A 25,469-nucleotide genomic window follows, 5' to 3' on the forward strand; every position below is an offset into this window, starting at 1 on the left:
AACAAGATAATCCACGCATGATCAAGCTATTCGTTGGCCTCGGCAATCCGGGCCCTGAGTACGAAGCCACTCGGCACAACGCCGGGTTCTGGTGGATCGATGCGCTTGCGCGCGATCTGAAAGTCACGCTGTCGCCGGAACGGTCCTATCACGGGCTGGTTGCTCGGACGCAAGTGAGTGGGAGGCCGATCTGGCTGCTCGAGCCCCAAACTTTCATGAACCTCTCCGGCAAGTCAGTCGCGGCATTGGCTCGCTTCTTCAAAATCGAACCAAGCGAGATCCTGGTGGCGCACGACGAACTCGACGTGGTGCCAGGCCAGGCCAAGCTCAAGCTTGGAGGCAGCCATGCCGGGCACAACGGCCTGAGAGATATTCACGCGCAACTCGGCACCGCCGACTATTGGCGCCTGCGCTTGGGCATTGGTCATCCGGGAGTCAAATCGGAAGTCGTCAATTGGGTTCTGAAAAAGCCGCTGAAGGAACAGCGCGAAGCCATCGAAGACGCCATCGTCCGCACGCTGCATGCCTTCCCGGCGCTGGCTGCGGGCGAGATGGACAAGGCGACATTGCTCATTCACACGAGCAAGCCGCCGCGCCCTAAACCGCCGAGGCGCGAGCCGGGGGACGGGGGCGGAGGCGAACCCGCCGCGGGTTAGCGGAGAGAAAGCGAAAGGGAGAAATAAAAATGAAACTGTCACGTCCAAAGATCGCCGCTCGCAGCGCATTGCTGCTGGCGGGAGCGTGCTTCCACTGGGGCGCTCTGGCCGCGGAAAGCATTGGTGCCGGCGGTGCCTGGCGCTGCGGCAACACCTATACCGACCAACCTTGCGCCGGCGGCAAGGAGCTCGACCTGGACGACACGAGAAATTCAGAGCAAAAGCGCGTCGCTGATCAATCGACACGCGATGCGCAGATTGCCGCCGACCGGATGAAGAGCGACCGCCTTCGCCTTGAGGCCAAGCACGCGCAACAGCGGCCCATCCTGATCGGAGACAAGCCCAAGGAGGCGCGGAAGACACAGACCCGGCCGGACAAGGATGCATCCAAGAAGCCGAAGAAAGGAAAGGACACCGTCTACGTGAGCGCACAGGCTGCCAGAGCCGCAGAAGCAGCGCCGCCAAAGAAGTCGAAGAAGTCCGGCGCCAGGAAGCCCAGCGAATAGCTAGGAAGCAGCCACGGGTGGGCCGCTCTCGGTCCCGCCGCCCTGAGCGGCCGCCTTGTCGGCCGTGAGGCGCTCAAACTTCTGCCAGAGAGTCTCGCGTGACTCGGCATGCTCGGGGTTGGTCGGAATGCAGGCGACCGGGCATATCTGCACGCATTGAGGCTCATCGAAGTGCCCCACGCATTCGGTGCACTTGTGCGGATCAATCTCGTAGATCTCGGTGCCCATGTAGATCGCGTCGTTCGGGCACTCAGGCTCGCACACATCGCAGTTGATGCATTCGTCGGTGATCATGAGGGCCATGTGCGGATTATCGATCGCCGCGAATCGGGCCGCCAAAATGGCGCCGATGCCCCCACCAGGGGCGCGCCGATGGGCCGAAAGCCAGCAGCCCCGGCACGCTCGTTGCAAGACTCGGGTTATGCTGCGGCCCGCCCTATGAGTCTGTTTCTTTTCAAGCGCTTCATCACGCTGATTGCCACCCTGATCGGCGCTTCCATCATCGTCTTTCTCGTGCTGGAGATCCTGCCGGGCAATGCCGCGCAGATGCTCATGGGACCGGACGCCGCACCCGACGCCGTGGCGGCGCTCGCCACCAAGCTTGGGCTCGACCAGCCGGCGTGGAGCCGCTACTGGCACTGGATCGGCGGGCTCCTGACCGGCCAACTTGGCGACAGCTACACCTACAGCTCGCCCGTTCTGGACCTGATCCTCGAACGTCTTGCACTCACTGTACCGCTGGCCCTGCTTGCAATGGCTTTCACGACGGCGCTGGCATTGGTCGTCGGCGTGACCGCCGCGGCGCGCCACAACAAGCTGGGCGATGTCGGGTTGATGGGGCTCACGCAGGTCGGCGTCGCCATACCCAACTTCTGGTTCGCGATCCTGCTGATCCTCGTCTTTTCGGTTCAACTCCAGTGGTTCTCGGCGGGTGGCTTCGAAGGCTGGGGCGAAGGCATCTTCGCGGGCCTGAAGGCGCTGCTGCTCCCGGCGTTGTCGCTCGCCGTCGTGCAAGCCGCGATCCTCGCCCGCATCACGCGTTCGGCGGTTCTCGAAGTCATGCGTGAAGATTTCGTGCGCACCGCGCGAGCCAAGGGCGTTTCGCAGCGGGCGGTGCTCTGGCGGCACGTACTGCGCAATGCGCTGATCCCGGTCGTCACAGTGATGGGCATGCAGTTTTCCGAGCTGCTCGCGGGCACGATCGTGGTCGAAAACGTCTTCTACCTGCCGGGGCTCGGCCGCCTTATCTTCCAGGCAATCAGCAATCGCGACCTGATCGTGGTGCGTAACTGCGTGATGTTGCTGGCTGCGATGGTCGTCATCGTCAATTTCGTCGTCGACGTTCTGTATGCCGTCATCGACCCCCGCATCAAGGCGAGCGACATATGAGCGCCATTCCCGCAACGACACCCAGCGCGGCTGCTTTCAAGGTGCCGGGCTTTTGGCGCCGTGCGCTGCACCACCCGAGCTTTGCCGTCGGGGCTGTCCTCACGCTGCTTCTGCTGGTGGCCGCTGCCGTCTCCCTGGTCTGGACCCCTTGGTCGCCGTATGAGATGGACCTTGCCAGCAAGCTCCAGCGGCCAAGCGCAGCGCATTGGCTGGGCACCGATACCTTCGGGCGTGACGTGGCGTCGCTGTTGCTGGTCGGCGCCCGTGCATCGATTCTGGTTGGCGTGATCGCGGTAGGCATCGGCCTCACCGTGGGAACCGCGCTGGGCCTGCTTGCGGCGGCACGGCGCGGGTGGGTCGAGGAAGCGATCATGCGGTTCAGCGACTTCACGATGGCTTTTCCGGCGATCCTGTCGGCCATCATGATGACGGCGGTCTTCGGCGCCGGCATCGTGAACGCCATCATTGCGATCGGCATCTACAACATTCCTACTTTTGCCCGCATCACGCGCGCGTCGGCCAATGCGATCTGGTCGCGCGAATACGTCGCCGCAGCGCGCGCCTGCGGCAAGGGCCCGTTCGCGATCACGATGCAGCATGTACTGCCCAATATCTCGGCGGTGCTGATCGTGCAGATCACGATCCGCTTCGCGATTGCCATCCTGGCCGAGGCCGCGCTGTCGTACCTCGGACTCGGCACGCAGCCGCCGCAGCCTTCGTGGGGGCGCATGTTGAGCGAAGCGCAGACGATGATGTTCCAGGCGCCACTGCTCGCTGTTTTTCCGGGCGTGGCGATTGCGCTGGCCGTGCTCGGCTTGAACCTTCTCGGCGATGGATTGCGCGACCTGCTCGACCCCCGCCTCGCCCGCGCGCGCTGACCGCCTATGCCTCTCCTCGAAGTCGACAATCTTCACGTTGAACTGCAGACCCAGCGCGGCCCGGCCGAAGCGGTGCGCGGCGTGAGCTTCACGCTGGAGCGCGGCGAAACCCTCGGCATCGTCGGCGAATCAGGCTGCGGCAAATCCATCACCGTGCAATCGCTGATGGGGCTGCTCCCGTCGACCGCCAAAGTCTCGGGCAGCATCCGATTCGAGGGCACCGAACTCGTCGGGCTGCCGGAGCGCGAGATGTGCAAGCTTCGTGGCGACCGCATCGGCATGATTTTTCAGGAACCGATGACCGCGCTGAATCCGGTCCACACCATTGCGCGCCAGGTCGGCGAACCCTTGCGCCTGCACCGCGGCCTCTCCGCTGCCGATGCCCGCAAGGAAGCCCTTGCGCTGCTCGAGCGCGTCGGCATTCCTGATGCCTCATCGCGGCTGGATGCCTATCCGCATCAGTTTTCAGGAGGCCAGCGGCAGCGCATCGGCATCGCCATGGCATTGGCGTGCGGACCCGACCTGCTGATCGCCGACGAGCCGACAACCGCGCTCGACGTCACCATCCAGAAGCAGATTCTCGATTTGATCCGAGGTCTCGTCGCCGAGCGCGGCATGGCGCTCATCCTGATCTCGCATGATCTGGGCGTCATTGCTCAAAGCGTGTCGAAGATGCTGGTGATGTATGGCGGCAGCGTGGTCGAAAGCGGCCCCACGGCAGCGGTCTTCGCAGAAAGAGCGCACCCCTACACCAAGGGTCTCTTCGCGGCCCGGCCCGCACTTGGAGCGCCGCGCGGGGTCAAGCTCGCGACCATCAAAGGAAGCGTGCCTGAGCTCGTCGACTTGCCGGCAGGATGCCCGTTCGCCGGCCGCTGCAGCTACACGGTCGATGCCTGTCAGGCAACGCGCCCGGAGCCGGTGCGGCTTCCCCATGACCATCTGGCGCGATGCATCCGGCTCGACGCAGTCGCGGCCACGGAGGGACTGATCGCATGACGGACCCCATTGAACCAGGCGTTCTCCTCGAAGTGACTGACCTGGTCCGGCACTACACGCTGCCGCGTGAACGCCTTTTCGGGCCTCCGCCGATGGTCAAGGCGCTCAACGGCGTCAGCTTCAGCATTTCTGAGGGCCACAGCCTCGGCATCGTCGGCGAATCCGGCTCCGGCAAATCGACCATCGCCCGGCTGGTGATGGCGCTCGATCGGCCGAGCTCAGGAACCGTCAAATTGCTCAACCGCGATCTGCACGCGCTGCCGAGCGATCAACTGCGAAGAGCCCGGCGAGACGTGCAGATGGTGTTCCAGGACCCCTATGGCTCGCTCGACCCCCGCCAGACTGTCGCGCGCATCGTGGCCGAGCCGCTCGAAGCCCTCGGCGAAACAAGCCGCGCCGAACAGCAGGAGCGCGCAGGCGAATCGCTGGCCGCGGTCGGCCTGCGAGCCAATGACCTGCACAAGTACCCCCACGAATTCTCCGGCGGCCAACGGCAGCGGATCGCGATTGCGCGCGCGCTGATCACGCGCCCCAAACTGATCGTCGCGGACGAACCCGTGAGCGCGCTCGACGTGTCGGTGCAGGCGCAGGTGCTCAATCTCATGCAAGACTTGCAGCAACAGTATGGAATCAGCTATCTGCTCATCAGCCACGACCTGGCGGTGGTGAACCACCTGTGCGACCAGGTCTGCGTGCTTCATCGGGGCCTCATCGTCGAGCGCGGTTCGCCGCAGCATCTCTTTGCGCACGCGGAGCATCCCTACACGCGGAGCTTGCTGGCGGCCGTGCCGCGCGCAGAGCCGGTAGCAGCGGCATGAGCAAATACTTGCCCCGCAGGCTGCGTCTCGCGATGATGTAACGTTCTATTTCCTTTCCACAAAGCCTTTCCCTGGAGCCCTGACCATGTTGAATCGCCGCACCCTCATGACCACCGCCGCGCTCGCCACCGTGCCGCTCGCGCTGCCGCAGTTGGCATTGGCCCAGGGCCGCAAGGATGCGATGGTGCTTGGCATTGCGCTCGAGCCGCCGGGCCTGGACCCGACCGCCGGCGCGGCTTCGGCAATTGGCGAAATCGTCCAATACAACATCCTCGAGACGCTGACCAAGATCAATTCCGACGGCAGCGTCACACCGCTCCTGGCCGAGAGCTGGGAGGTCTCGCCGGACCTGCGCACCTACACCTTCAAGCTGCGCCGGGGTGTCAAGTTTCAGAACGGCGAACCGTTCAATGCGCAGGCCGTCAAATTTTCCTTCGACCGCGCCGGAAGCGAAAAAAGCACCAACAAGGACAAGCGCACCTTCGCGAGCCTGAAGACACAGGTGGTCGAGGACTACACGGTCGTCGTCATCAACAGCGAGATCGACCCCGACCTGCCCTTCCTCCTGGGCCAGGCCACAGCCGTCATCGTCGAGCCCAAGAGTGCCGACACGAACGCCACCAAGCCGATCGGCACCGGACCCTACAAGCTCGATAGCTGGAACAAAGGGAGTTCGCTGACGCTGAGCAAGTGGGACGGCTTCCGCAACCCCGGCGCGGCGAAGATCAACAAGGTGACGTTCCGCTTCATCTCGGATCCCGCAGCGCAAGCGGCCGCGGTGCTGGCAGGCGACGTCGATGCCTTCCCGCGCATCGCGACGCGCGTGGTGCCGCAGTTCAAGGCCAACCCGCAGTACCAGGTGATCTTGAGCGGCTCGCGGGCCAAGACGATCGTTTCGATCAACAACAAGCGCAAGCCGCTTGACGATGTCCGCGTCCGCCGCGCCATATCGATGGCCATCGACCGCAAGGCAGTGATCGAGGGCGCCGTCGACGGCTTTGGCGTACCTATCGGCAGCCACTATGTGCCGGGCGCCGCGGGCTATGTCGACACGACTGGCGTCAATCCTTTCAACATCGAGAAGGCGAAGCAACTCCTGGCCGAGGCGGGCGTGAAGACTCCGCTCGATCTCACCATGACGGTGCCCCCACCGCCCTATGCGCGCCAAGGTTCCGAAGTGGTCGCGGCGCAATTGGCCAAGATCGGCATCAACGTGAAGATCCAGAACGTCGAGTGGGCGCAATGGCTGAGCGGCACCTACGGCAACAAGGACTACGACCTCAGCATCGTTTCCCACGTCGAGCCGTTCGACCTCGGCAACTATGCCAAGGCCGACTATTACTGGGGCTACCAATCGAAGGACTTCAACGCGCTGTACGACAAGATCAAGACCACGGGCAACACCGCCGAGCGCAACAAGCTTCTGGGCGACGCCCAGCGCATGCTTGCCAATGATGCGGCCAACGCCTTCCTCTTCCAGCCGCAGTGGCCCACTGTCGCCAAGAAGGGGGTCAAGGGCCTCTGGAAGGACATGCCCATCTTTGTCAACGATCTGTCGGCGTTGTCCTGGTCGTGAACACTCCCTTGAACGAACTGAGCGCGCGCGAACTCATCGTCGCCTATCGCGAAAAAAAGCTCTCGCCGGTCGAGGTCACGCAAGCCGTTCTCGATCATGCGGCGCGCTGGGAGCCGCATTTGCAAGCCACGTGGCTGCTTCGTCCCGATGCCGCCCTCGAACAGGCGCGCTCGTCCGAAGCTCGCTGGCGGCGCGGTGAGCCACAGGGTCCGCTCGACGGCGTGCCAACGACCATCAAGGAAAACATCGCGACGCGCGGCGATCCCCTCCCTGCCGGCACCGCGGCTGTCGAGCTGAAACCTGCCCAGTCGGATGCTCCGCCCGCTGCCCGGCTCAGGGAAGCCGGCGCGGTGATCTTCAGCAAAACCACGATGCCGGACTACGGCATGTTGTCTTCGGGACTGTCGAGCTTCCATACCTTGGCGCGCAATCCCTGGGACCTTTCGAAAACGCCGGGCGGCTCCAGCGCCGGCGCTGGCGCGGCAGCGGCTGCGGGCTATGGTCCGCTGCATATCGGCACCGACATTGGCGGCTCGCTGCGCCTGCCTGCCGGCTGGTGCGGGATCTTCACGCTCAAGCCCAGCCTCGGCCGCGTCCCCATCGACCCGCCCTACATGGGCCGGGCCGCCGGGCCGATGACGCGCACGGTGGGCGACACCGCCCTGATGATGCAGACGCTCGCGCAGCCGGACGCCCGCGACAGCATGAGCCTGCCCGCGCAGGAGATAGATTGGGCATCGTTCGAGGTGGACATCGACCACCTTCGGGGTCTTCGAATCGGTCTCCTGCTGGATGCCGGCTGCGGACTCGCCGTTGAGCCGGAAATCCGGCAGGCCGTCGAACACGCCGCCCGACTCTTCGAGCGCGCGGGCGCGATCGTGGAGACCATGCAACCCTTCATGTCGCAGGCCATGCTCGACGGCATGGACCATTTCTGGCGCATGCGCTCGCTGGTAGACATGAACGCGCTGAAGCCGGAACAACGCGCCAAGGTGCTGCCTTACATCCGCGCATGGGCCGAGAGCGCAGCCGGTTTCAGCGGCGAGCACGTGTTTCGTGGATTCAGCCAGTTTCATGCAACGCGGCTTGCCGCTGTGGCGGCCTGCGCGAAATACGACTATGTGATCTCGCCGACTGCGCCGAACATGCCCGCTCCGGCCGAAGCGCCGTCGCCCACCAACGACCCGCTCCGACCGTTGGAGCACATTGGCTTCACGGTCCCGTACAACATGTCCGAACAGCCGGCCGCGTCGATCAACTGCGGCTACAGCCCGAGCGGCTTGCCGATCGGCCTGCAGATTGCCGGACATCGTTTTGACGACCTGGGTGTTCTGAAGGTCTCGCGCGCTTTCGAACTGATCCGCGAACCTCAAAGGCCCTGGCCCCAGCCGCAGGTCTGAAGCGGCAGTATCGTTCTCTCGATCGATATTCTCCAGGAATAGCCTTGAGTTCAGCGCCCCGATCTTGCGACAGCCTCGGCAATCCGGTCAGCGTTGCCGATCCGGCCGCTTTGCGCGCGATCAACGATTTTGTCGAAGGCTTCATCTCCTGCGAGACGCGCGCAGCCGACGTGCTCGCCGCCGCAGAGGATCCGAGTGCCATCGTGCAGGCGTACTGCGCGACGCTGCACCTGTTCGCGGAGTCGGGCGACGCCGCGGCAAACGCACGTCCCTTCATCGAGCGCGCACAAGCCGCCGCGGCGCAGGCGACATTGCGCGAGCAGCGCTACATTGCGGCCATCGCAGCCTGGGCAGATGGCGCCATCGACCAAGCCATTGCCCTGCATCAGGAGCAGGCCCTGGAGCACCCGCGCGATCTGGCGTCCATCAAGCTGGGGCAGTACCACTGCTTCAACATCGGCGATTGCCCTGGCATGCTGCGGCTAGCGCTTGCTGCGCTGCCTTCGGCTGCCGATGTGCCCTATGTCCATGGCATGGCCGCATTCGCGTACGAGCAATGCCACCTGATGCGGCAGGCCGAATCAAGCGCGCGCCGCGCAATCGGCATGGAACGCAAGGAACCGTGGGCTCACCACGCGCTGGCCCATGTCATGCTGACCGAAGGCCGCCTCGACGAGGGCCTGAAATTCATGCAGGGCGTGAGCGACACATGGGTGGGCCTCAATTCGTTCATGGTCACGCACAACTGGTGGCATGTGGCGCTCTTCCAGATCGACCTCGGGCGGAACGCGGAGGCACTGGACACCTATGACCGCCACGTCTGGGGCGTCGTCAAAGACTACTCGCAGGACCAGATCGGCGCAGTTTCCCTGCTCGCGCGACTCGAGTTGTCGGGTATCGACGTGGGGGATCGTTGGCAGGATGTCGCCACCCATCTTCTCGGGCGGCTCGATGATCACGTGCTGCCCTTTCTCGATCTGCAATATCTCTACGGCCTCGCGCGCGCGGGTCGGCCGGAAGCCGACATGCTGTTGAGCCGCATCGAATCGTTCGCGCCGACTGCATCGCCTTCCACGCGTGACGCCTGGCAGCGCGTCTGCTTGCCGGCCGCACGCGGCTTGCTCTCACATGCGCGCGGCGATGCGGCGTCCGCCATCGAATGGCTGGGGCTGGCACTGCCGAGGCTGGTCGAGATTGGCGGCAGCCATGCGCAGCGCGATCTTTTCGAGCAGGTCTATCTCGATGCCTTGATCCGGCACGGAACCAAGACCACCTTGGCCGGTGCGCAGGGCCTCCTGCAGCAACAGGTCAATGCGCAGCCCGAGTCTGTGCGGCTTCGCCGACAAGCCGGCGCGATCTATGGGCGGCTCGGCCTGACCGCGTAGATCAGCCCTTGGCGACTTCGTGCGCCGCCATCTGCTCCAGCGCCTTCACCAGCGCGGAGTGATCGAGTTGGTCCCAACCATGGGCGGCGCAGGACTGCATCAGTTGTGCGGCCGACGCCGTTTGCGGCAGCGCCACGTCCATCGCTTTCGCGCCGGACAGCGCCAGATTCAAATCCTTCTGGTGCAGCGCGATGCGAAAGCCTGGATCGAAGGTGCGTTTGATCATCCGCTCGCCATGCACTTCGAGAATGCGGCTGGCCGCGAAGCCGCCCATCAGCGCCTGACGAACCTTTGCAGGATCGGCTCCGGCCTTGCTGGCGAACAGCAGCGCCTCGCCGACGGCGGCAATATTGAGCGCGACGATGATCTGGTTCGCCACCTTGGTGGTCTGCCCGTCGCCGTTGCCGCCGACGAGGGTGATGTTCTTGCCCATTGCTTCGAAGAGCGGCTTGGCACGCTCAAACACGGCCTCCTCGCCGCCAACCATGATGGTGAGGCTCGCCGCCTTCGCGCCGACTTCGCCACCAGAGACCGGCGCGTCGAGGTAGTCGCATCCCAGCTCGTTGATCTTCTTGGCGAAACGCTTGGTCTCCATGGGCGCGATCGAGCTCATGTCGATGACAAGCTTGCCTTTGGTGAGGCCGGAGGCAACGCCGTCTTCGCCAAACAGAACCAGCTCGACGTCCGGCGTGTCGGGCAGCATCAGGATCACGACGTCCGCCGCGCGGGCGACGTCGGCATTCGTGCCGCAGGCCGTGGCCGTCTTCAACGCCTCCGGGACCTGGCGACGCGTGCGCACGAACATTTCGTGCCCGGCCTTCAAGAGGTTCTGCGCCATCGGCGCGCCCATGATGCCCAGTCCGATGAATCCGATTTTCATGATGGATGTCCTTTCGTTCAGTAAGAGCTTGAGGCGGACGACGTGCCGGCCGGCTGCGTCGCGCGCATCTTTGCGAGCACCTGTTGCGAGCCTGCGGCAATAAGCCGCGCATCCGAGCTCACGGTGACGAACTGGAACCCCTTGGCGATCCGCGCCAGCGCGCCCTCGGGCGTGCCGTTGTGAATGCCTGCGACCAGCCCGTGCGCCTTGGCGCGAGCGAGGATGTGATCAATGGCCTGTTCAACCGGAGGGTCCACGTCGTCGAAAACCGGCCTGCACCCCAGGGCAAGCGAAAGGTCCGATGGACCGATGTACACCGCGTCCAGTCCTTCCACGGACATGATCGCGTCGAGATTTTCGAGCGCCTGCGCGGTCTCGATCATCGCGAAGGTCACGATGGTGTCGTTCGCATGCTGGGCATAGTCGGCGCCGCCGTACAGCAGGGCCCGAACAGGCCCGAAGCTGCGGGTGCCGCGCGGCGCGTAATGCGTGTAGGCGACCAGCCGCGCCGCTTCATCGGGCGTATTGATCATTGGGCAGATGACGCCGTAGGCACCCGCATCGAGTGATTTCATCAACGCGCCAGGATCGAGCCAGGGCACGCGAACAACGGGCACCGTATCGGTGGTCGAGATGGCCTGCAGCATCGGGATCATCGACTGATAGTCGATGACGCCATGTTGCAGGTCGACGGTGAGCGAATCCCAACCTTGGTGGGCCATGGTTTCGGCCGAGAAGCCGTTGGGAATCGCGAGCCAGCCGTTGACCGCGGCACCTCCCGTCTTCCAAAGCGCCCGCAGGCGGTTTTCTCTCATGGGAACTCCTTGTTCTAGCGGTCGAAAGCAGGTCGCTTCGGGTCGAAAGTCCAGCCCGGAATCAGGCATTGCATCGCGACCGCATCATCGCGCGATCCCAGGCCGTGCTGTTTGTAAAGCTGGTGCGCCTTCTCGACTTCGGCCATGTCGAGTTCGACGCCCAGTCCGGGTTTCGTCGGCACCCGCACCAAGCCGCCTTCGATGCGCAGCGGTTCCTTGGTCAGCCGCTGGCCGTCCTGCCAGATCCAGTGGGTGTCGATGGCGGTCACGCGGCCCGGCGCGGCGGCGCCAACGTGCGTGAACATCGCCAGCGAAACGTCGAAGTGGTTGTTCGAGTGCGAACCCCAGGTCAACCCCCAGTCGCGGCAGGTCTGCGCAACGCGCACGGAACCGGCCATGGTCCAGAAATGCGGGTCCGCCAAGGGTATGTCGACGGACTGGAGCGCGAGCGCGTGGCTCATCTGACGCCAGTCAGTAGCGATCATGTTGGTCGCGGTCGGCAGGCCTGTGGCCCGGCGAAACTCGGCCATCACTTCGCGGCCCGAGAAACCCTCCTCGGCCCCGCAAGGATCCTCCGCGTACGCGACCACGCCGCGCATGTCGCGCATCAGGCGGATCGCGTCTTTCAGCAGCCAGCCACCGTTGGGGTCCAGCGTGACGCGCGCCTGCGGGAAGCGCTCGTGCAACGCAACCACCGCTTCGATTTCCTCGTCTCCGCGCAGCACGCCGCCCTTGAGCTTGAAGTCATTGAAGCCGTACCGCTCTCGGGCAGCCTCCGCCAGCCGCACGATCGCCTCTGGACTCATGGCTTTTTCGTGCCGGAGCCGGAACCAGTCGTTGTCAGCCTGCGGCTCCCGCGCGTACGGAAGGTCGGACTTGTCGCGGTCGCCGACGAAGAAAAGGTAGCCCAGCATTTCGACCGCGTCACGCTGCTGGCCTTCGCCGAGCAGCGCTGCGACAGGCACGTCCAGAAACTGGCCGAGCAAGTCGAGCATTGCAGACTCCACGGCCGTCACCGCATGGATGGTGGTGCGCAGGTCGAAGGTCTGCAAGCCGCGGCCGCCGGCATCACGGTCGGCGAACTTCTGCTGCAGTTGCTGCAACACACGCTGGTGGCCGCCGATGGACTGCCCGACGATGAGATCGCGCGCGTCTTCGAGCGTCTGGCGGATCTTTTCGCCGCCAGGTACTTCGCCGACCCCCGTCCGGCCCGCGCTGTCGGTGAGGATCAGGAGATTGCGCGTAAAGAAAGGGCCGTGGGCGCCGCTCAGGTTCAACAGCATGCTGTCGCGGCCGGCGACGGGGATCACGCGCAAGCCGGAGATGGTGGGCGTTGAATTGCGATCGGGATTGGGATCGCGATGGGGATTGGACATCGAATGGACTCGAGTTGAATCTGGGGCATCAATCGGCGGTGATCTTGCCGGTCTCGATCACTTTCTTCCAGCGCGCCGATTCCTGCTGCTGAAAGGCTGCGAATTCGGCAGGCGTGTTGCCGACGACCTCCAAGCCGATCGCCGTGAACTGCTTCCTGACGGCCGGGTCGTTGAGGGCGGCCACCATTGCATCGTGCGCCTTGTCTCGCACGGCGGGCGGCAAGCCCTTGGGCGCGACGATGGCTTGCCATGAATAGACCTCGACGTTCTTCACCCCGGCCTCTGCCGTGGTCGGAACATCGGGGAGCACGGGCGAGCGCTTGTCGCCCGTGACGGCAAGTGCCTTGAGTTTGCCGGCCTTGATGTTCTGGAACACCGCATTGACATTCTGGAACGAGGCGTCGACCTGGCCGCCGAGCAGGTCGGTGATGGCTGGCGCGCCGCCCTTATAGGGAACGTGGAGTCCGCTCGTGCCGGTCTGCTGCCAGAAAAGCACTGCCGTCAGGTGGTCGCTCGATCCGTTGCCCGAAGAAGCGAAAGTCATCTTGCCGGGATTCGCCTTCAGGTAGCCAATGACATCGGCGACGGACTTGTGCGGCGAATTCGCGGGCACGACGAGGACATTCGGCGCCTGCACAGCGACCGTGATCAGGTCGAAGTCCTTGGAGGCGTCGTACTGCATCCCCTTGATGAGGTGGGGCGCGATGACCAAGGGACCGAGCGAGGTGACCAGGAAAGTGGAACCGTCCGGCGCCGAACGCTTGACCTGGGTCGCCCCGATGGTGCCCGTGGCCCCGGCCTTGTTGTCGACCAGGAAGGTCTGCCCCAATTTGTCGGCGAGCTTCGGCGTGATGGCTCGAGCGACCATGTCAGTCGATCCGCCGGGAGGAAACGGAACGACGAAAGTGACCGGCTTTTGCGGCCACTCTTGTGCATGCGCGATGCTGACGGCGGCCAACGCGACGCCGAGGGAAACCAGTAGTTTTTTCATGATGTTCGTCTGTTCGAAACGATTCCAAATGGTAGCGCTATCGTGCCGCAATGATAGCGCTACCGTCGTAAACAAAACAGACGCTCTCTCTCAGGGTTTGCCCTCAGGCGCTTTCCCGGTCGACGATCGAAAAGCCGACGTCGACGACCCGCTGTTCGACCTCCCGCCCTTCGGCGCGGTCGATGATGAACTGCGCCGCCTGACGACCAATGGCCGCGCCATCGATCCGCACCGTGGTCAGTGCCGGTTCAAAGTCAGCGGCGAACTCCAGGTCTCCGAAGCCCACGACCGCAAGTTGCGCCGGTACGGAGATCCCTTGTGCCCGCGCCTCGACCAAGACACCCAACGCGAGAAGATCTGAGCTGCAGAACACCGCGTCAGTGTCGGGAAACTCGCGGAGCAATTCCGCGAGCGCCGCCCGGCCGCTCTTCAGTGTGGTGGGCGCCGGCACCGGAAAAACCGGCACATCACGCAAGCCCAGTGAGCGTGCCGCTGTGCAAAAAGCCTCGTGGCGCCGCCGGGAGCGCTCATCGTCGCCCGCTACCACCGCCAAGTTACGGCGCCCCCTGCCTCGCAGGAAGTCGACCACAGTCCGGCCAACTTCCACGTGCGAAAAACCCACCAGCATGTCAAGCGGCGTCGGCGTGAGGTCCCATGTTTCGACCACCGGAATTCCGGCGGCCAGCAGGCGCCTGCGGCCTTCGGGCGAATGCATGATGCCGGTGAGCACGATGCCGTCGGGCCGCCGGCCGATGATGGCTTCGAGCAACGCATCCTCACGGGAATCCACATACCCGGTTTGCCCGAGCATCAGCTGGTAGCCGCGCTCCGCCAGCGCCTCGGTCAGCGATTGCACCGTCTGCAGGAAAACAGGCCCGGACATGGTCGGCACCACGGCAGCAACAAGCCGGCTGCGCGTCGAGGCGAGCCCACCAGCGAGCACATTGCGCACGTAACCGGTCCGTCGCACGGCGTCGGTGACTTTTTGCAGAGCCTCCGCCGACACCTGCGACGGGGAACTCAAGGCGCGCGATGCGGTTATGGGTGCGACGCCGGCGAGCTTTGCCACGTCGTGCAACGTTACAGCGCCGCTGCCTCGGCGGGCGCGTCTGGTGGGAACGTCGTCTTTGCTCATCGGCGCATTCTAGGCGCCACGATAGCGCTACCAGCGCTTGTGTCCCACCTGAAAATCGTTGCGGCCGCTGCGGTCGGCACCCTTGAGGAGCCAGAGCGGCCGCTCGGCAAAGTTGACGGCCAAGCCGGTCTTCCCGTCCGACGGCCGCAAGTCACGTTCGAACACCGATGTCGAAGGCATGTACCGCAGCGCCACGCCCGTCCGTCTCTTGGCGGACGTATTCGCCTGGGCGCCATGGATCATGAAAACATCGTGCATGGACATCTGGCCCGGCTGCAGTTCCAGGTCGACCGCCGCCGCTTCGTCGAAGCTGCCGGCCGCCATGCGCTGGTTGAGGGTCAGGTCCGACCGGTCTTCGTGCAGATGATCGTGAAGAACCTGCCCTCGATGTGAGCGCGGGATGACCCGCAGGCACCCGTTTTCGGTCGTCGATTCCTCGAGCGCGACCCAGACCGTGCAAGTGGCCAGCGGCCGTATCGGCCAATAGTGGCCGTCCTGATGCCACGGCGTTTCATAGCCTTCGGCCGGTGGCTTGCAGAAGACGTGGCAGCCCCAGAGGATCACGTCGTCGCCGATGGCACCGGACACGAGTTCGACGATCTCCGGGTCCATGGCCAAATCGAGGAAGTGACGGCTGCCGCGCACGCCTTCGCCGTTGTCGCCCTCGATGTGCGCCGAGACGAGCTTCTCCGGGCGCACGCCCGGGTTGTCGCGGATCAACGCATCGAGCGCCTCACGCATGACCGCGGTGCGCTCCGGAGAAAGCCGAAACTGCGGTATGACCCAGCCCTCAGCCTTGTAGTGGTCGATTTCTTGCGCGGACATTCGGGCCATCGATGCATCTCCTGAGAGACGCACATTATGGGGAAACAGCGCAAACCGAGAGCGATTCGCGCTCGCAGCGGCTTATTTCTCGACGCTCTTCAGATGGCGGCGCTGGTCATAGGTGGGTTGCGCCGGCAGATCGGCCAGATGGCGGGTGTCGGCCCAATCGACGATCTCGAGGTCTTCCGGCGCAGAGGCATCGGCGATGCGGATCCGGTTGAAGCCGGCGTTAGGGATCTCGCTTTGGCGCGGTCCGTTCAGCCCAAGCGCGCGGGCGGTGCGCCAGACCATGTCGAGCACGCCCCCGTGCGTCACCACGAGCACGCGCTGACCCGAATGGACCTCGGCGATGTTTCCGAGCGCCTGCATGATCCGGCTGTGGAACTGCCGCGGCGACTCGCCTTCGGGCATTGCGTGATCTTCGCGAAACTTCAGCCAGTCCTCCCAGGCGCGAGGGTGCAGGCTCTGGATTTCGTCAGCCCGCATGCCTTCGACCACGCCGAAGTTCTGCTCGCGCAATGCAACGGTGGTCACGATCTCCAGCCCGAGTAATTGCGCGGCCGGCGCAGCGGTCTGTTGCGCACGCATCAGGTCGCTGCTGACCAGGTGATCGATCGGCTCGTCAGCCAACCGCAGGCCGAGCCGGCGGGCCTGCTCATGGCCCATGTCATTGAGGGGAACGTCGATGTGGCCCTGAAAGCGGAGTTCGCGGTTCCAGTCGGTTTCACCGTGGCGGATCAGAATGAGTTCGGTAGTGGGCATAGGCAGGGGCATATTGTCCCTGCAGAGAGCGACGGCGATGTGTCCGTGTTCATCGCGGAGAATTCGCCGATGCCAACTCTTATCCTGCTGCCCGGTCTCGCCTGCGACGCACGCCTCTGGGAAGCCCAGATCCCTTCCCTGCCCCGATCGCTCGGCGTCGAGGTGACGGACGTGCACATGCGGCACGATCGCATCGAAACCATGGCTGCGGCGCTGCTCTCGGAACATTCAGGCTCGCTGATCCTCTGCGGCGCATCGATGGGCGGGATGATTGCCATGGAAGCCGCCCGGCAGGCTCCCGAACGCATCGCCGGCCTGGCGCTGCTTGGCACCAATGCGCGTCCGGAGACGCCGGACATGTATGAACTTCGCAAATCGGCGATCGAGTTGTTCGAACGCGGCGAGGCGCGCGACGTGATCGAGCTCAACGCAGGCTTTGCCTTTCACCCGATCCAGGCACGCGATGCGGCACTCGTGCAGCGCTATATCGACCTGATCCTTGACGCAGGTACAGCGCAGTTGATTCGGCAGAACCGCGCGCTGATGGAGCGTCCCGACCAGCGCCCACATCTGGCGCGGCTGCAATGTCCGACGCTGGTGATGTGTGGCGACGGCGACCGTCTCACGCCACCCGAATGTTCACGGGAAATCGCGGCGCTGATGCCCCACGCTGAAGTCGCGTGGATTCCGCAGTGCGGCCACATGCTGACGATGGAAAAGCCGGAGTTCGTCAACGGCACGCTGGGCCGATGGCTGGTACCGCTGAGCGCGGGCAATTGAAGCCCACGCCCCAGGGAGACGCCTTCTAGGAGGGCGCGATCCAGCCCATCGAGACAAGGCCTTGCGCAAGATGCGCAAGATAGCGCCGCTGCCCCGCCCAGGCCGCCAGCGCTTCCGCGGCATCGACCTGCAGGAACCGAAGACGGCCGTCGAGCGGTGCCTGCGCCAGCTTCCACAGATCGGCCCGGATGATCACACCGATCCGCGGATAGCCGCCCGTCGTTTGCGCATCGCCCATCAGCAGGATGGGCTGACCCGAAGGAGGCACCTGAATCGTTCCGGGAATCACGCCTGAAGAAAGAATGTCAATTGGGCGCTTGCGCTTGAGTTCCGCTCCCTCCAGCCGGTTGCCCATGCGGTTGCTTCGGGGCGTGATGCGCCATGGCTCGCGCCACAGCAGCTCGCGCGACGCGACCGTGAATTGCTCATGCTCAGGACCCGGCATGGTGCGCAAGACGATGGCGCCGTCTTCCGCGTTCAAATCCCAAGCAGGCATGCGCACGCCGAAAGCCCGCCTCGACAACTGTTCGGCAGTCAAGGTCGACTTGCCTGAAAACAAGCTGTCGCCGGCTTTCAGGGGCCGTCCTTCATGGCCGCCGAATCCGGCCTTCAAGTCCGTACTGCGTGACCCGAGGATGACCGGCACGTCAAAAGCGCCTGCGACGGCCAACCAGGTGCGCAATCCCTTTTTGCGGCTCGATCGATTGGCGCGCCCGAGCTTGAGCGTCTGCCCTGCACTCACAGGCATGCTCCACCCGGGCCAGATAGGAGTGCCGTCCAAGCGGGCGTCGAAGTCGTCACCGGTGATCGCAATGCGCGTCGGCGCATCGAAGCGGAACTCGCAGCCCCCCATGGTGAGTTCCACCCCGGCAGCACCGTCGGGATTGCCCACGAGACGGTTGGCGAGCATCAACGCGAGGGCGTCCAGCGCGCCGCCGGGGCAGATGCCCAACTGGCGATGGCCGTGCCGGCCCAGATCCTGAACCGAAGCCAGCATTCCCGGCCGCAGCACTGTGATGCCGACGGCCATCAGGTCTCCAGGCTTTCAACGACGAAGCGCACGTGATCACCGGGCCGAAGCAGGGTGGGCTCGGCCGCAGTCGGATCAAATAACTTGAGCGGTGTCCTGCCGATTAACTGCCATCCACCGGGCGAGACCATCGGATAAATGCCTGTTTGCTCGCCGCCAATGCCGATCGCTCCGGCAGGGACTTCCAACCGGGGCGCCGTACGCCGAGGCGTGGCGAGCTCCGGCGCGAGTCCGCCCATGAAGGCAAATCCCGGCAGGAAGCCGAGCAGGTACACCACGTAGTCGCCCTCGCTGTGCCGCCGGACGACCTCCGACGGCGTCAAGCCCGTGTGCGAAGCCACGTCCGCCAGGTCGGGACCGAACTCACCGCCGTAATTGACTGGAATCTCGATGGATCGCCCTTCGATCGATGCGGCGTTCAACTGTGGCCAGGCCGAAAGCACCTGCATCTCGAGTTCCGCGCCATCGATCTGGTCGGGATCGAAGAGCAGGCTCAAATTGTTCATTCCCGGCAGCGCTTCGCGAACGCCGCGCCACCGCATGGCTTCAGCGGCAAGCGCCCAGATCCGCTGCTGTTGTTCGAGCGTCGCCGGCGCAGGCAACTCGCACACCAGCGCGGCCTCGCCCATCGAGTGCAAGCGAAGCGGCACCGACTGCGTCATTCGCGGCCGAGGCTGCGCACCTTGGCCATGAGACTTTCTTGCACCTTGGGCGAAACGAATTTGTCGACCTCGCCGCCGAGCATGGCGATTTCGCGCACGAAGGTACTGGAGATGAACTGATATTTGTCGCTGGGTGTGAGAAACACGGTCTCGACTTCCGGCATCAGCGAGCGATTCATGCCGGCGAGCTGGAACTCATAGTCGAAATCGGTCACGGCACGCAGGCCGCGGACCATGGCCTTGCCACCGCGCGCGACCACAAAGTCGCGCAAGAGCCCCGAGAAACTTTCGACAGTGACCTGATCGCTGTAGGGCGTAACTGCGTCTCGCGCCATGTCGATGCGCTCCTGCAAAGTGAAAAGCGCCTTCTTGTGATGCCCCGCGGCGACTGCCACGATGACCCGCGAAAACAACTGCGTCGCGCGCCGCACGACGTCTTCGTGGCCCAGCGTCATGGGGTCGAAAGTGCCGGGATATACCGCGATCACGTTGCTGGTCATGGTGGCTTCCTCCTGATGCAGCCGATCGCGGCCTGGTTCCGCGGATTATGCAGCCGCGTCCGCCGAGCGTTGAAGAAGGTGCGCGTGCACTGCGCCGGCCTTCAGATGCCTATACAGCGTCAAGCCGAGCGCGGCGATCTCGTCATCCGGCCATCGGCGCGCTGCTTCGAGATAAATCACGCCGCCCGGCCGCAGCGCGCGCTCTGCGGCTCGCAAGGCGGGCACGTACAACGCGGGGTTTTCAAACGGCGGGTCGAGGAACACGGCATGCAGGCTGCCGGCAGCAGTGCGCTCCAGGACAGTGACGCCGTTGCCACGCTCGACGCGAACAGCATCGGCGGAGAGCTTGGTCTTCAGCGCCTGCAACTGGGTGACGAGTGCCGGGTCCTGCTCGCAAAGCAACACGGCGCCCGCGCCGCGCGAAGCGGCTTCCAGCCCCAGAGCACCGGTGCCGGCAAAGGCATCGACGCACTTCCAGCCGGGCAGTTCGCCGCCGCCTGCTCCCGCAAGGCTCGCGAGCCAGTTGAAGAGGGTCTCGCGAACCCTGTCGGGTGTGGGACGCAAACCGGGCTTGTCGGCGACAGCGAGGCGCGTGCGCTTCCATTCGCCGCCGATGATCCGGACGAAATGCGGCGCCTTCGCCAGCTTGGCGGAAGCAGTGGTCTTGGCTGCGGCGGGGAGAGGGGTTCGGGAGGTTGACTTCACGGGCAAAGCTTAACGGCACCACGTCGAACCATGGCGTTCATCAGGGCTTGGCACCGACGATCACCGTCACCATGCGGTCCGGGTGGAGCTTGCGCGCGAAGGCTGCCTTGACGTCGGCCGCAGTGACGGCGTTCATCCGAGCGGTCCATGTGTCGAGATAGTCGAGCGGCAGGTCGTTCCACGCGATGTTCGCGACATTGCCCAGCAGCTTGCGATTGCTGTCCAGCAGAAGGGGAAAGCCGCCGATGACGTTGTCCTTGGCGGCTTTCAGTTCTGCCTCTGTCGGCCCGTCGGCAACGAACTTTGCAAGCACTTCGCGCGAGACCTTCACCGCCTCGTCAGCCTGGTCGGGCCGCGTCTGGAAGGCGATGCGGAAAGCGCCTGCGTGCAAGCCCGGAGAGAAGCTGCTGTAGATGCTGTAGGTGAGGCCCCGCTTTTCGCGCACTTGCTCCGTCAGGCGCGAGACGAATCCGCCTCCACCCAGGACATAGTTGCCGAGGTTGAGCGCGAAGTGATCAGGGTCGGCGCGCCGATATCCAGGCTGCCCGATGATCACGTGTGCCTGCGCCGAATCGAAAGGGATCCGCTCCTCCTTGGCGGCGGTGAGCGGCGCCACTTCCGGAACGGGCGAGAGCGCGCCGCACGACGATGCGGCCGGCAAGCGGGACAGCAAGGTCGTCGCGATGCTCTCCGCTTGCGGACGCGTCACGGCGCCGACGATGCTGATCTTTGCCCGGCACGGAACGATGAGTTGCTCGTAGCGGCGCCGCATCGTGGCGACGTCAATCCGCGCCAGCGTCTCCTCAGTCACATCGAGCCCGTACGGATGAGCGCCGTAGACGGCTTGCGAAAACGCGCGTTCAGTCACTGTTGCCGGCTTTGTGTTTGCCTCCTTGATGGAAGCGTCGAGCCGCTCGCGCTCGCGCTTCCATACATCCTCCGGAAACGCGGGTTCGCCGATCTGGCGGGCCGCCAGCCGCACCGCCTTGTCGAGCAGCGCCGGTTCGGACAATGTGCGCAGAGTGAAGCTGGTGCGCTCACCGCCGCCACTGACGTCGAAATTGGCGCCCAGGTCGGCCCAAGCTTCGCCGAGGGCGTTCTGATCCATCGCCGGGTCGCTTCCGCCCGCGCGAACGCCCTTCTCGACCATCATTGCGGTCACGCCGGCAAGACCCGCCTGAGCGGGCGGATCCCGGCGGGAACCGGCATCGAAGTCCGCCTGGACATCCACGATCGGCAATGCGTTCGTTGCGGCGAGATAGATGTTGGCGCCGTTCGGCAGCGTCCAGTGCTGGATCGGTATGGCCGCAAAAGCATTCGAGGCGACGAGCAAGGCCGCGCCGGCGAGCATGGGGAGAACGGCGCGAACCGGACGGGCGGAAGCGGAGGAACAAGCGGAAAGCAGGGTCATCTTTGGAATCTTGAACATGGGGATGAAACCTTCCTTCAACGCAGATCGCCGGCCGGCGCAGCAACGCTGCGAGGCTTGGCATTTTTCTCGGGCGGTAGGGGCCGCAGAACTGCTGCGGTCATCTGGTCGGCACCAAAATATTTCGCAGCCACAGCCTGCACCTGCGCTGCCGTGACTCCCTGCAGCCGTTCGATGATCTGCGTGCTTGCCTCCAGCGGAAGCCCCTGCACCCAATTGCTGCCGAGTTCACGCGCCTGCGCCATGACGGAATCGAGCTTGTAGGTCTCGCTCGCAACCCACTGCGTCTTCACGCGGGCCAGTTCGGCCTCCCCGATGCCGTCGCGGGCGATCCGCGCGACTTCTGCGCGCAAGGCGGTTTCGACTGCCTCGGCGGTCTTGCCTGCGGCCGGTACACCTTCGAGCACGAACAATTGCGGCCCACGTCCGACGAAGCCGGAATAAGCCCCCGCCTGGTCCGCCACACGATCAGGCCCTTGCGTCAATGCACGGTCGAGCCGCGAACCCTGATAGCCGTCGAGGACGGCGGCCAGCACGACGAGCGCATAAGGATCGATGTCGCCCGCAAACTTGTCTGCAGGATCGATCTGCGGCACGCGAAACGCGAGCGACACGTAGGCCTGCTCCGCAGGCGCCTTGTATTCGATGCGTCTGACCCCACGCTGCGCGGGTTCCACGCGCGGCTTGCGAGCCGGAAGGGCGCGGGACGGGATCGAACCGTAGTACTTCTCGGCCATGGCGCGTACTTGCTCCACGTCAACGTCGCCGGCGACCACGATTGCCGCGTTTTCGGGGGTGTACCACTGCTTGAAAAACGCACGAGCGTCCGCGGGCGTCATGGCGTCCAGATCGCTCATCCACCCGACGACGGGGCGGTGATACGGAGATGCAGTGAAGATCGCCGCGTTCTGCTGCTCGCTGAGCAATGCGCGGGGCTGGTCATCCGTGCGCATGCGTCGCTCTTCCTTGACGACTTCGATCTCACGCTTGAACTCATCGTCGGGCCATTGCATGTTGGCGAAGCGATCCGACTCCAGCTTCATGACCTGTTCGAGCTTTTCGACCGGAATCTGCTGGTAGAAGCCGGTGTAGTCGCGGGTCGTGAAGGCGTTCTCGCGTCCGCCGAGCGCCGCGACGCGCCGGGAGAATTCACCCGGCTTCAGGTCCTTGGTCCCCTTGAACATCATGTGCTCCAGGACGTGAGCGACACCCGATGTGCCGTCGACCTCATCCACGGACCCGACGCGGACCCATACCATCTGGACGGCGGTGGGCGCGCGCCGGTCGGGCTTCACGATCAGCGTCATGCCGTTGGACAGCGTGAACTGCTGTGCCGCGGCCGACGCGGCGACCGGACCTGGAGAGTCGGATTGGGATTGGGGAGGGGAAGTCTGCGCAAACGCGGGCAGGACCCAAGGCGCAATGAGCACCGAGGCCAGCACCGCACCAAACGCTGCGGAGCGTGGCGAGGGGTGTTTCATAGAATGGCTCGGATTGTAAAAACCCGCCAATGTTCAGTTTCTTCAAGAAAAAACCGCCCTCCGAGGCGCCAGCCCCGGCGACCGAGCCCGAGGTTTTGCCAGTCAAGCCGGCCGCCGAGCCTGCGGCCACCAAATCGGTCTTTTCGCCCTCGACTTGGTTTGGGGGTCGGACGGCCCCTCCTGCAACGATCCCAAAGCCGGAAGCGGAGCCGTTGCCCGCGCCTGCGAAGTTGGAGGAACTGCAGGAGAAATCGGAGGCGTCCATCGTCGCCCCTGCTCCTTCTCCCGCTCCTGCGCCGACATTTGCGCTACCTCCCTCCCCTCCGCCCGTGCCGACGCCAGCGTCAATCGTGCTTGCACCGCCAGTCGAGCCCCCTGCACCTGAACGGACTGGATGGCTCGGCAAGCTCAAGAGCGGCCTGCGCAAGACGGGCAACACCATCACGGCGGCCTTCGTCAACGCCCAAATCGACGACGCCCTCTATGAGGAACTCGAAGAAGCGCTGCTCATGGCCGACACAGGCGTCAAAGCGACCGAGCATTTGCTGGACGATCTGCGACGCCGCGTCAAAAGCAATATGGCGACTGATGCCGGCCAGGTAAAGATCCTCTTGGCCGACGCGATCACGGATCTTCTGCGCCCGCTTGAAAAATCGCTCGTGATCGGCGAATACACCCCGACCGTGATCATGGTCGCCGGTGTGAACGGCGCCGGGAAAACCACATCCATCGGAAAGCTGACGAAGCATCTCGCCAATGAGGGCGCGTCAGTGCTGCTGGCCGCAGCCGACACCTTCCGAGCCGCAGCGCGAGAGCAGTTGCTCGTCTGGGCCGATCGAAATACGGTCGAGATCGTCAGCCAGGAGGGTGGGGATCCTGCGGCCGTCAGTTTCGATGCGGTTCAAGCAGGCAAGGCGCGCGGCAAGGATGTCGTGCTGGTCGACACGGCGGGGCGGCTGCCGACTCAAATCCACCTCATGGACGAGTTGAAGAAGATCAAGAGAGTGGTCAATCGCGCTGACGCAACCGCACCGCACGAGGTGCTTCTCGTTATCGACGGAAACACCGGTCAGAACGCACTCGCCCAGGTAAGAGCCTTCGACGAAGCACTCGGCTTGACCGGCTTGGTCGTCACCAAGCTCGACGGGACGGCAAAGGGCGGCGTGCTCTGCGCCATTGCCCGCGAAAGGCCGGTCCCGGTCTATTTCATCGGCGTCGGTGAAAAGCTGGAAGATCTGGAAACCTTCAACGCCCGGGAATTCGCCCAGGCGCTGCTTGGATAGAAGAGCGATAGGGAACCGGCTTTGCTCTTGGCGGTCATACACGCCTTGCGCAGTGTTGCGCAGCCTTGCAATGCCGCCTTGAACTGCCGCTTCCCGCCGCCATATTTAGCGTAAGCCGCCGCCCCTTTGCTTTGATTGACAAAGCACGGAGGGTTTTTGGTTGGCTTTTGGCTATCGACCCCATAGAGAGTAGGTGGGAACCCTGACCTTAGCACTCCGTCTAATCGAGTGCTAATATGGTCATCAACAAAGGAGTTTCCCGAATGACATCACTGTCTGGAGCCTCTGCCAACCAGCTTGCCGTCGCCAATCCCTGGTCGATGGTCCCCTCGCTGGGTAACCTGGACGCCTATATCTCGGCAGCCAACCGGCTGCCTTTGCTGACGCTCGAGGAAGAGCAGGGTTTTGCGCGCAAACTGCGCGATCACAACGACCTGGAAGCCGCCAGCGCGTTGATCCTGTCGCACCTGCGCCTCGTCATTTCGATTTCCCGTCAATACCTGGGCTACGGTCTGCCGCACGGAGATCTGATCCAGGAAGGAAATGTCGGCCTGATGAAGGCCGTGAAGCGCTTCGACCCGGACCAGGGCGTGCGGCTGGTCAGCTATGCCATGCACTGGATCAAGGCCGAGATTCACGAGTACATCCTGAAGAACTGGCGCATGGTCAAGGTCGCCACGACCAAGGCTCAGCGCAAGCTTTTCTTCAATCTGCGATCGATGAAACAGGGCTTTAAGGCAGATGCCGCCGCCTTGGACGGCGACACGCACCGTGACACCCTGAGCGCCGACGAGGTCACGCAAATGGCCACGCGCCTGAACGTGAAGCCGGAAGAAGTGCTGGAAATGGAAACGCGCCTCTCCGGCGGAGACGTGCTGCTGGACCCGAGCCCTTCCGACGACGGCGATGAAGGCTTCGGCCCCATTGCCTACCTGGCGGACGCAAGCCAGGAGCCGACTGCGCAGATCGAATCACGTCAACGTGATCGGTTGTCGACCGACGGTATTTCGACCGCACTGGCGTCGCTGGACGATCGCAGCCGCCGAATTGTCGAAGAGCGCTGGCTCAAGGTGAACGACGACGGATCGGGCGGCATGACGCTTCATGATCTCGCCGCGGTCTACGGCGTAAGCGCCGAACGCATTCGCCAGATCGAAGTGGCGGCCATGAAGAAGATGAAGAAGGCGCTCGCCGAATACGCGTAACGCGTG

General features: G+C 64.2%; 26 protein-coding genes. 12 read left to right on the plus strand and 14 right to left on the minus strand.

Annotated features, from left to right (window positions below; genetic code table 11):
* Positions 1-17: 17 nt before the first annotated feature.
* Entirely contained in the window at positions 18-656 is a 639-nt protein-coding gene (gene pth, locus AC1DSF_RS00325) for an aminoacyl-tRNA hydrolase (protein WP_478124735.1), read from the plus strand.
* Positions 657-685: 29 nt separating this feature from the next.
* Entirely contained in the window at positions 686-1,162 is a 477-nt protein-coding gene (locus AC1DSF_RS00330) for a hypothetical protein (protein ID WP_478124736.1), read from the plus strand.
* On the opposite strand, the gene AC1DSF_RS00335 is transcribed toward AC1DSF_RS00330, so the two are convergent.
* The gene (locus tag AC1DSF_RS00335) at positions 1,163-1,465 is read right to left on the minus strand and encodes a YfhL family 4Fe-4S dicluster ferredoxin (RefSeq protein WP_478124737.1); all 303 of its coding nucleotides are present in this window, start codon (positions 1,463-1,465) and stop codon (positions 1,163-1,165) included.
* Between the two features lie 135 nt (positions 1,466-1,600).
* Between AC1DSF_RS00335 and AC1DSF_RS00340 the strand changes: the two genes are divergently transcribed.
* The 7 genes from AC1DSF_RS00340 to AC1DSF_RS00370 all read left to right on the plus strand — a co-directional run bounded on the left by AC1DSF_RS00340 (position 1,601) and on the right by AC1DSF_RS00370 (position 9,604).
* Complete coding sequence (locus AC1DSF_RS00340; RefSeq protein WP_478124738.1) at positions 1,601-2,551, plus strand: ABC transporter permease; 951 nt, start codon at positions 1,601-1,603, stop codon at positions 2,549-2,551.
* Positions 2,548-3,429, plus strand: coding sequence for an ABC transporter permease (locus AC1DSF_RS00345; RefSeq protein WP_478124739.1), 882 nt, complete (start codon positions 2,548-2,550; stop codon positions 3,427-3,429). The genes AC1DSF_RS00340 and AC1DSF_RS00345 overlap by 4 nt, the downstream gene beginning before the upstream one ends.
* A gap of 6 nt (positions 3,430-3,435) precedes the next feature.
* Positions 3,436-4,425, plus strand: a complete 990-nt coding sequence (locus AC1DSF_RS00350; RefSeq protein ID WP_478124740.1) for an ABC transporter ATP-binding protein — start codon at positions 3,436-3,438, stop codon at positions 4,423-4,425.
* Positions 4,422-5,243 carry an ATP-binding cassette domain-containing protein gene (locus AC1DSF_RS00355; RefSeq protein ID WP_478124741.1) on the plus strand — a complete coding sequence of 274 codons (822 nt, stop codon included), beginning with the start codon at positions 4,422-4,424 and terminating at the stop codon, positions 5,241-5,243. The genes AC1DSF_RS00350 and AC1DSF_RS00355 overlap by 4 nt, the downstream gene beginning before the upstream one ends.
* A gap of 85 nt (positions 5,244-5,328) precedes the next feature.
* Positions 5,329-6,819 (plus strand): ABC transporter substrate-binding protein, encoded by a 1,491-nt coding sequence (locus tag AC1DSF_RS00360; protein ID WP_478124742.1) that lies wholly within the window; start codon positions 5,329-5,331, stop codon positions 6,817-6,819.
* Positions 6,816-8,219, plus strand: coding sequence for an amidase (locus AC1DSF_RS00365; protein WP_478124743.1), 1,404 nt, complete (start codon positions 6,816-6,818; stop codon positions 8,217-8,219). Before AC1DSF_RS00360 ends, AC1DSF_RS00365 begins: the two co-directional genes overlap by 4 nt.
* A 38-nt stretch (positions 8,220-8,257) precedes the next feature.
* On the plus strand, positions 8,258-9,604 hold the full coding sequence (locus tag AC1DSF_RS00370; RefSeq protein WP_478182320.1) for a tetratricopeptide repeat protein: 1,347 nt from the start codon (positions 8,258-8,260) through the stop codon (positions 9,602-9,604).
* Position 9,605: 1 nt separating this feature from the next.
* On the opposite strand, the gene glxR is transcribed toward AC1DSF_RS00370, so the two are convergent.
* The 7 genes from glxR to AC1DSF_RS00405 all read right to left on the minus strand — a co-directional run bounded on the left by glxR (position 9,606) and on the right by AC1DSF_RS00405 (position 16,400).
* Positions 9,606-10,487, minus strand: a complete 882-nt coding sequence (gene glxR, locus AC1DSF_RS00375; protein ID WP_478125269.1) for a 2-hydroxy-3-oxopropionate reductase — start codon at positions 10,485-10,487, stop codon at positions 9,606-9,608.
* A gap of 14 nt (positions 10,488-10,501) precedes the next feature.
* On the minus strand, positions 10,502-11,299 hold the full coding sequence (locus AC1DSF_RS00380; protein WP_478124744.1) for an HpcH/HpaI aldolase family protein: 798 nt from the start codon (positions 11,297-11,299) through the stop codon (positions 10,502-10,504).
* A 14-nt stretch (positions 11,300-11,313) separates the two neighbouring features.
* Positions 11,314-12,675: a glucarate dehydratase gene (gudD, locus tag AC1DSF_RS00385; RefSeq protein ID WP_478124745.1), complete on the minus strand. Its 1,362-nt coding sequence runs from the start codon at positions 12,673-12,675 to the stop codon at positions 11,314-11,316.
* Between the two features lie 28 nt (positions 12,676-12,703).
* Entirely contained in the window at positions 12,704-13,666 is a 963-nt protein-coding gene (locus tag AC1DSF_RS00390; protein WP_478124746.1) for a Bug family tripartite tricarboxylate transporter substrate binding protein, read from the minus strand.
* A gap of 103 nt (positions 13,667-13,769) precedes the next feature.
* Positions 13,770-14,801: a LacI family DNA-binding transcriptional regulator gene (locus AC1DSF_RS00395; RefSeq protein WP_478124747.1), complete on the minus strand. Its 1,032-nt coding sequence runs from the start codon at positions 14,799-14,801 to the stop codon at positions 13,770-13,772.
* Between the two features lie 27 nt (positions 14,802-14,828).
* The gene (locus AC1DSF_RS00400) at positions 14,829-15,635 is read right to left on the minus strand and encodes a phytanoyl-CoA dioxygenase family protein (protein ID WP_478124748.1); all 807 of its coding nucleotides are present in this window, start codon (positions 15,633-15,635) and stop codon (positions 14,829-14,831) included.
* Between the two features lie 72 nt (positions 15,636-15,707).
* The gene (locus AC1DSF_RS00405; protein ID WP_478124749.1) at positions 15,708-16,400 is read right to left on the minus strand and encodes a histidine phosphatase family protein; all 693 of its coding nucleotides are present in this window, start codon (positions 16,398-16,400) and stop codon (positions 15,708-15,710) included.
* 57 nt (positions 16,401-16,457) lie between these two features.
* On the opposite strand from AC1DSF_RS00405, the gene AC1DSF_RS00410 reads away from it, so the two are divergent.
* A complete protein-coding gene (locus AC1DSF_RS00410; RefSeq protein WP_478124750.1) occupies positions 16,458-17,168 on the plus strand; it encodes an alpha/beta fold hydrolase in 711 nt (236 codons plus the stop codon).
* A 25-nt stretch (positions 17,169-17,193) separates the two neighbouring features.
* Here AC1DSF_RS00410 and AC1DSF_RS00415 read toward each other — a convergent pair whose 3' ends face one another.
* From AC1DSF_RS00415 to AC1DSF_RS00440, 6 genes are all read right to left on the minus strand, one after another.
* The gene (locus AC1DSF_RS00415; protein ID WP_478124751.1) at positions 17,194-18,198 is read right to left on the minus strand and encodes a 5-oxoprolinase subunit C family protein; all 1,005 of its coding nucleotides are present in this window, start codon (positions 18,196-18,198) and stop codon (positions 17,194-17,196) included.
* Positions 18,198-18,860, minus strand: a complete 663-nt coding sequence (gene pxpB, locus AC1DSF_RS00420; RefSeq protein WP_478124752.1) for a 5-oxoprolinase subunit PxpB — start codon at positions 18,858-18,860, stop codon at positions 18,198-18,200. The genes AC1DSF_RS00415 and pxpB overlap by 1 nt, the downstream gene beginning before the upstream one ends.
* Complete coding sequence (gene coaD / locus AC1DSF_RS00425; RefSeq protein ID WP_478124753.1) at positions 18,857-19,360, minus strand: pantetheine-phosphate adenylyltransferase; 504 nt, start codon at positions 19,358-19,360, stop codon at positions 18,857-18,859. The genes pxpB and coaD overlap by 4 nt, the downstream gene beginning before the upstream one ends.
* Before the next feature lie 45 nt (positions 19,361-19,405).
* Positions 19,406-20,071, minus strand: coding sequence for an RsmD family RNA methyltransferase (locus tag AC1DSF_RS00430; protein WP_478124754.1), 666 nt, complete (start codon positions 20,069-20,071; stop codon positions 19,406-19,408).
* A 34-nt stretch (positions 20,072-20,105) separates the two neighbouring features.
* Positions 20,106-21,416 (minus strand): M16 family metallopeptidase, encoded by a 1,311-nt coding sequence (locus AC1DSF_RS00435; protein WP_478125270.1) that lies wholly within the window; start codon positions 21,414-21,416, stop codon positions 20,106-20,108.
* A gap of 95 nt (positions 21,417-21,511) precedes the next feature.
* Positions 21,512-22,975, minus strand: a complete 1,464-nt coding sequence (locus tag AC1DSF_RS00440) for a M16 family metallopeptidase (RefSeq protein ID WP_478124755.1) — start codon at positions 22,973-22,975, stop codon at positions 21,512-21,514.
* 29 nt (positions 22,976-23,004) lie between these two features.
* On the opposite strand from AC1DSF_RS00440, the gene ftsY reads away from it, so the two are divergent.
* Both ftsY and rpoH read left to right on the plus strand, forming a co-directional pair.
* Entirely contained in the window at positions 23,005-24,258 is a 1,254-nt protein-coding gene (ftsY, locus tag AC1DSF_RS00445; protein ID WP_478124756.1) for a signal recognition particle-docking protein FtsY, read from the plus strand.
* 263 nt (positions 24,259-24,521) lie between these two features.
* Positions 24,522-25,463, plus strand: a complete 942-nt coding sequence (gene rpoH, locus AC1DSF_RS00450; protein ID WP_478124757.1) for an RNA polymerase sigma factor RpoH — start codon at positions 24,522-24,524, stop codon at positions 25,461-25,463.
* Positions 25,464-25,469 lie beyond the last annotated feature (6 nt).

This window comes from Variovorax sp. 01N429 (assembly GCF_056399425.1).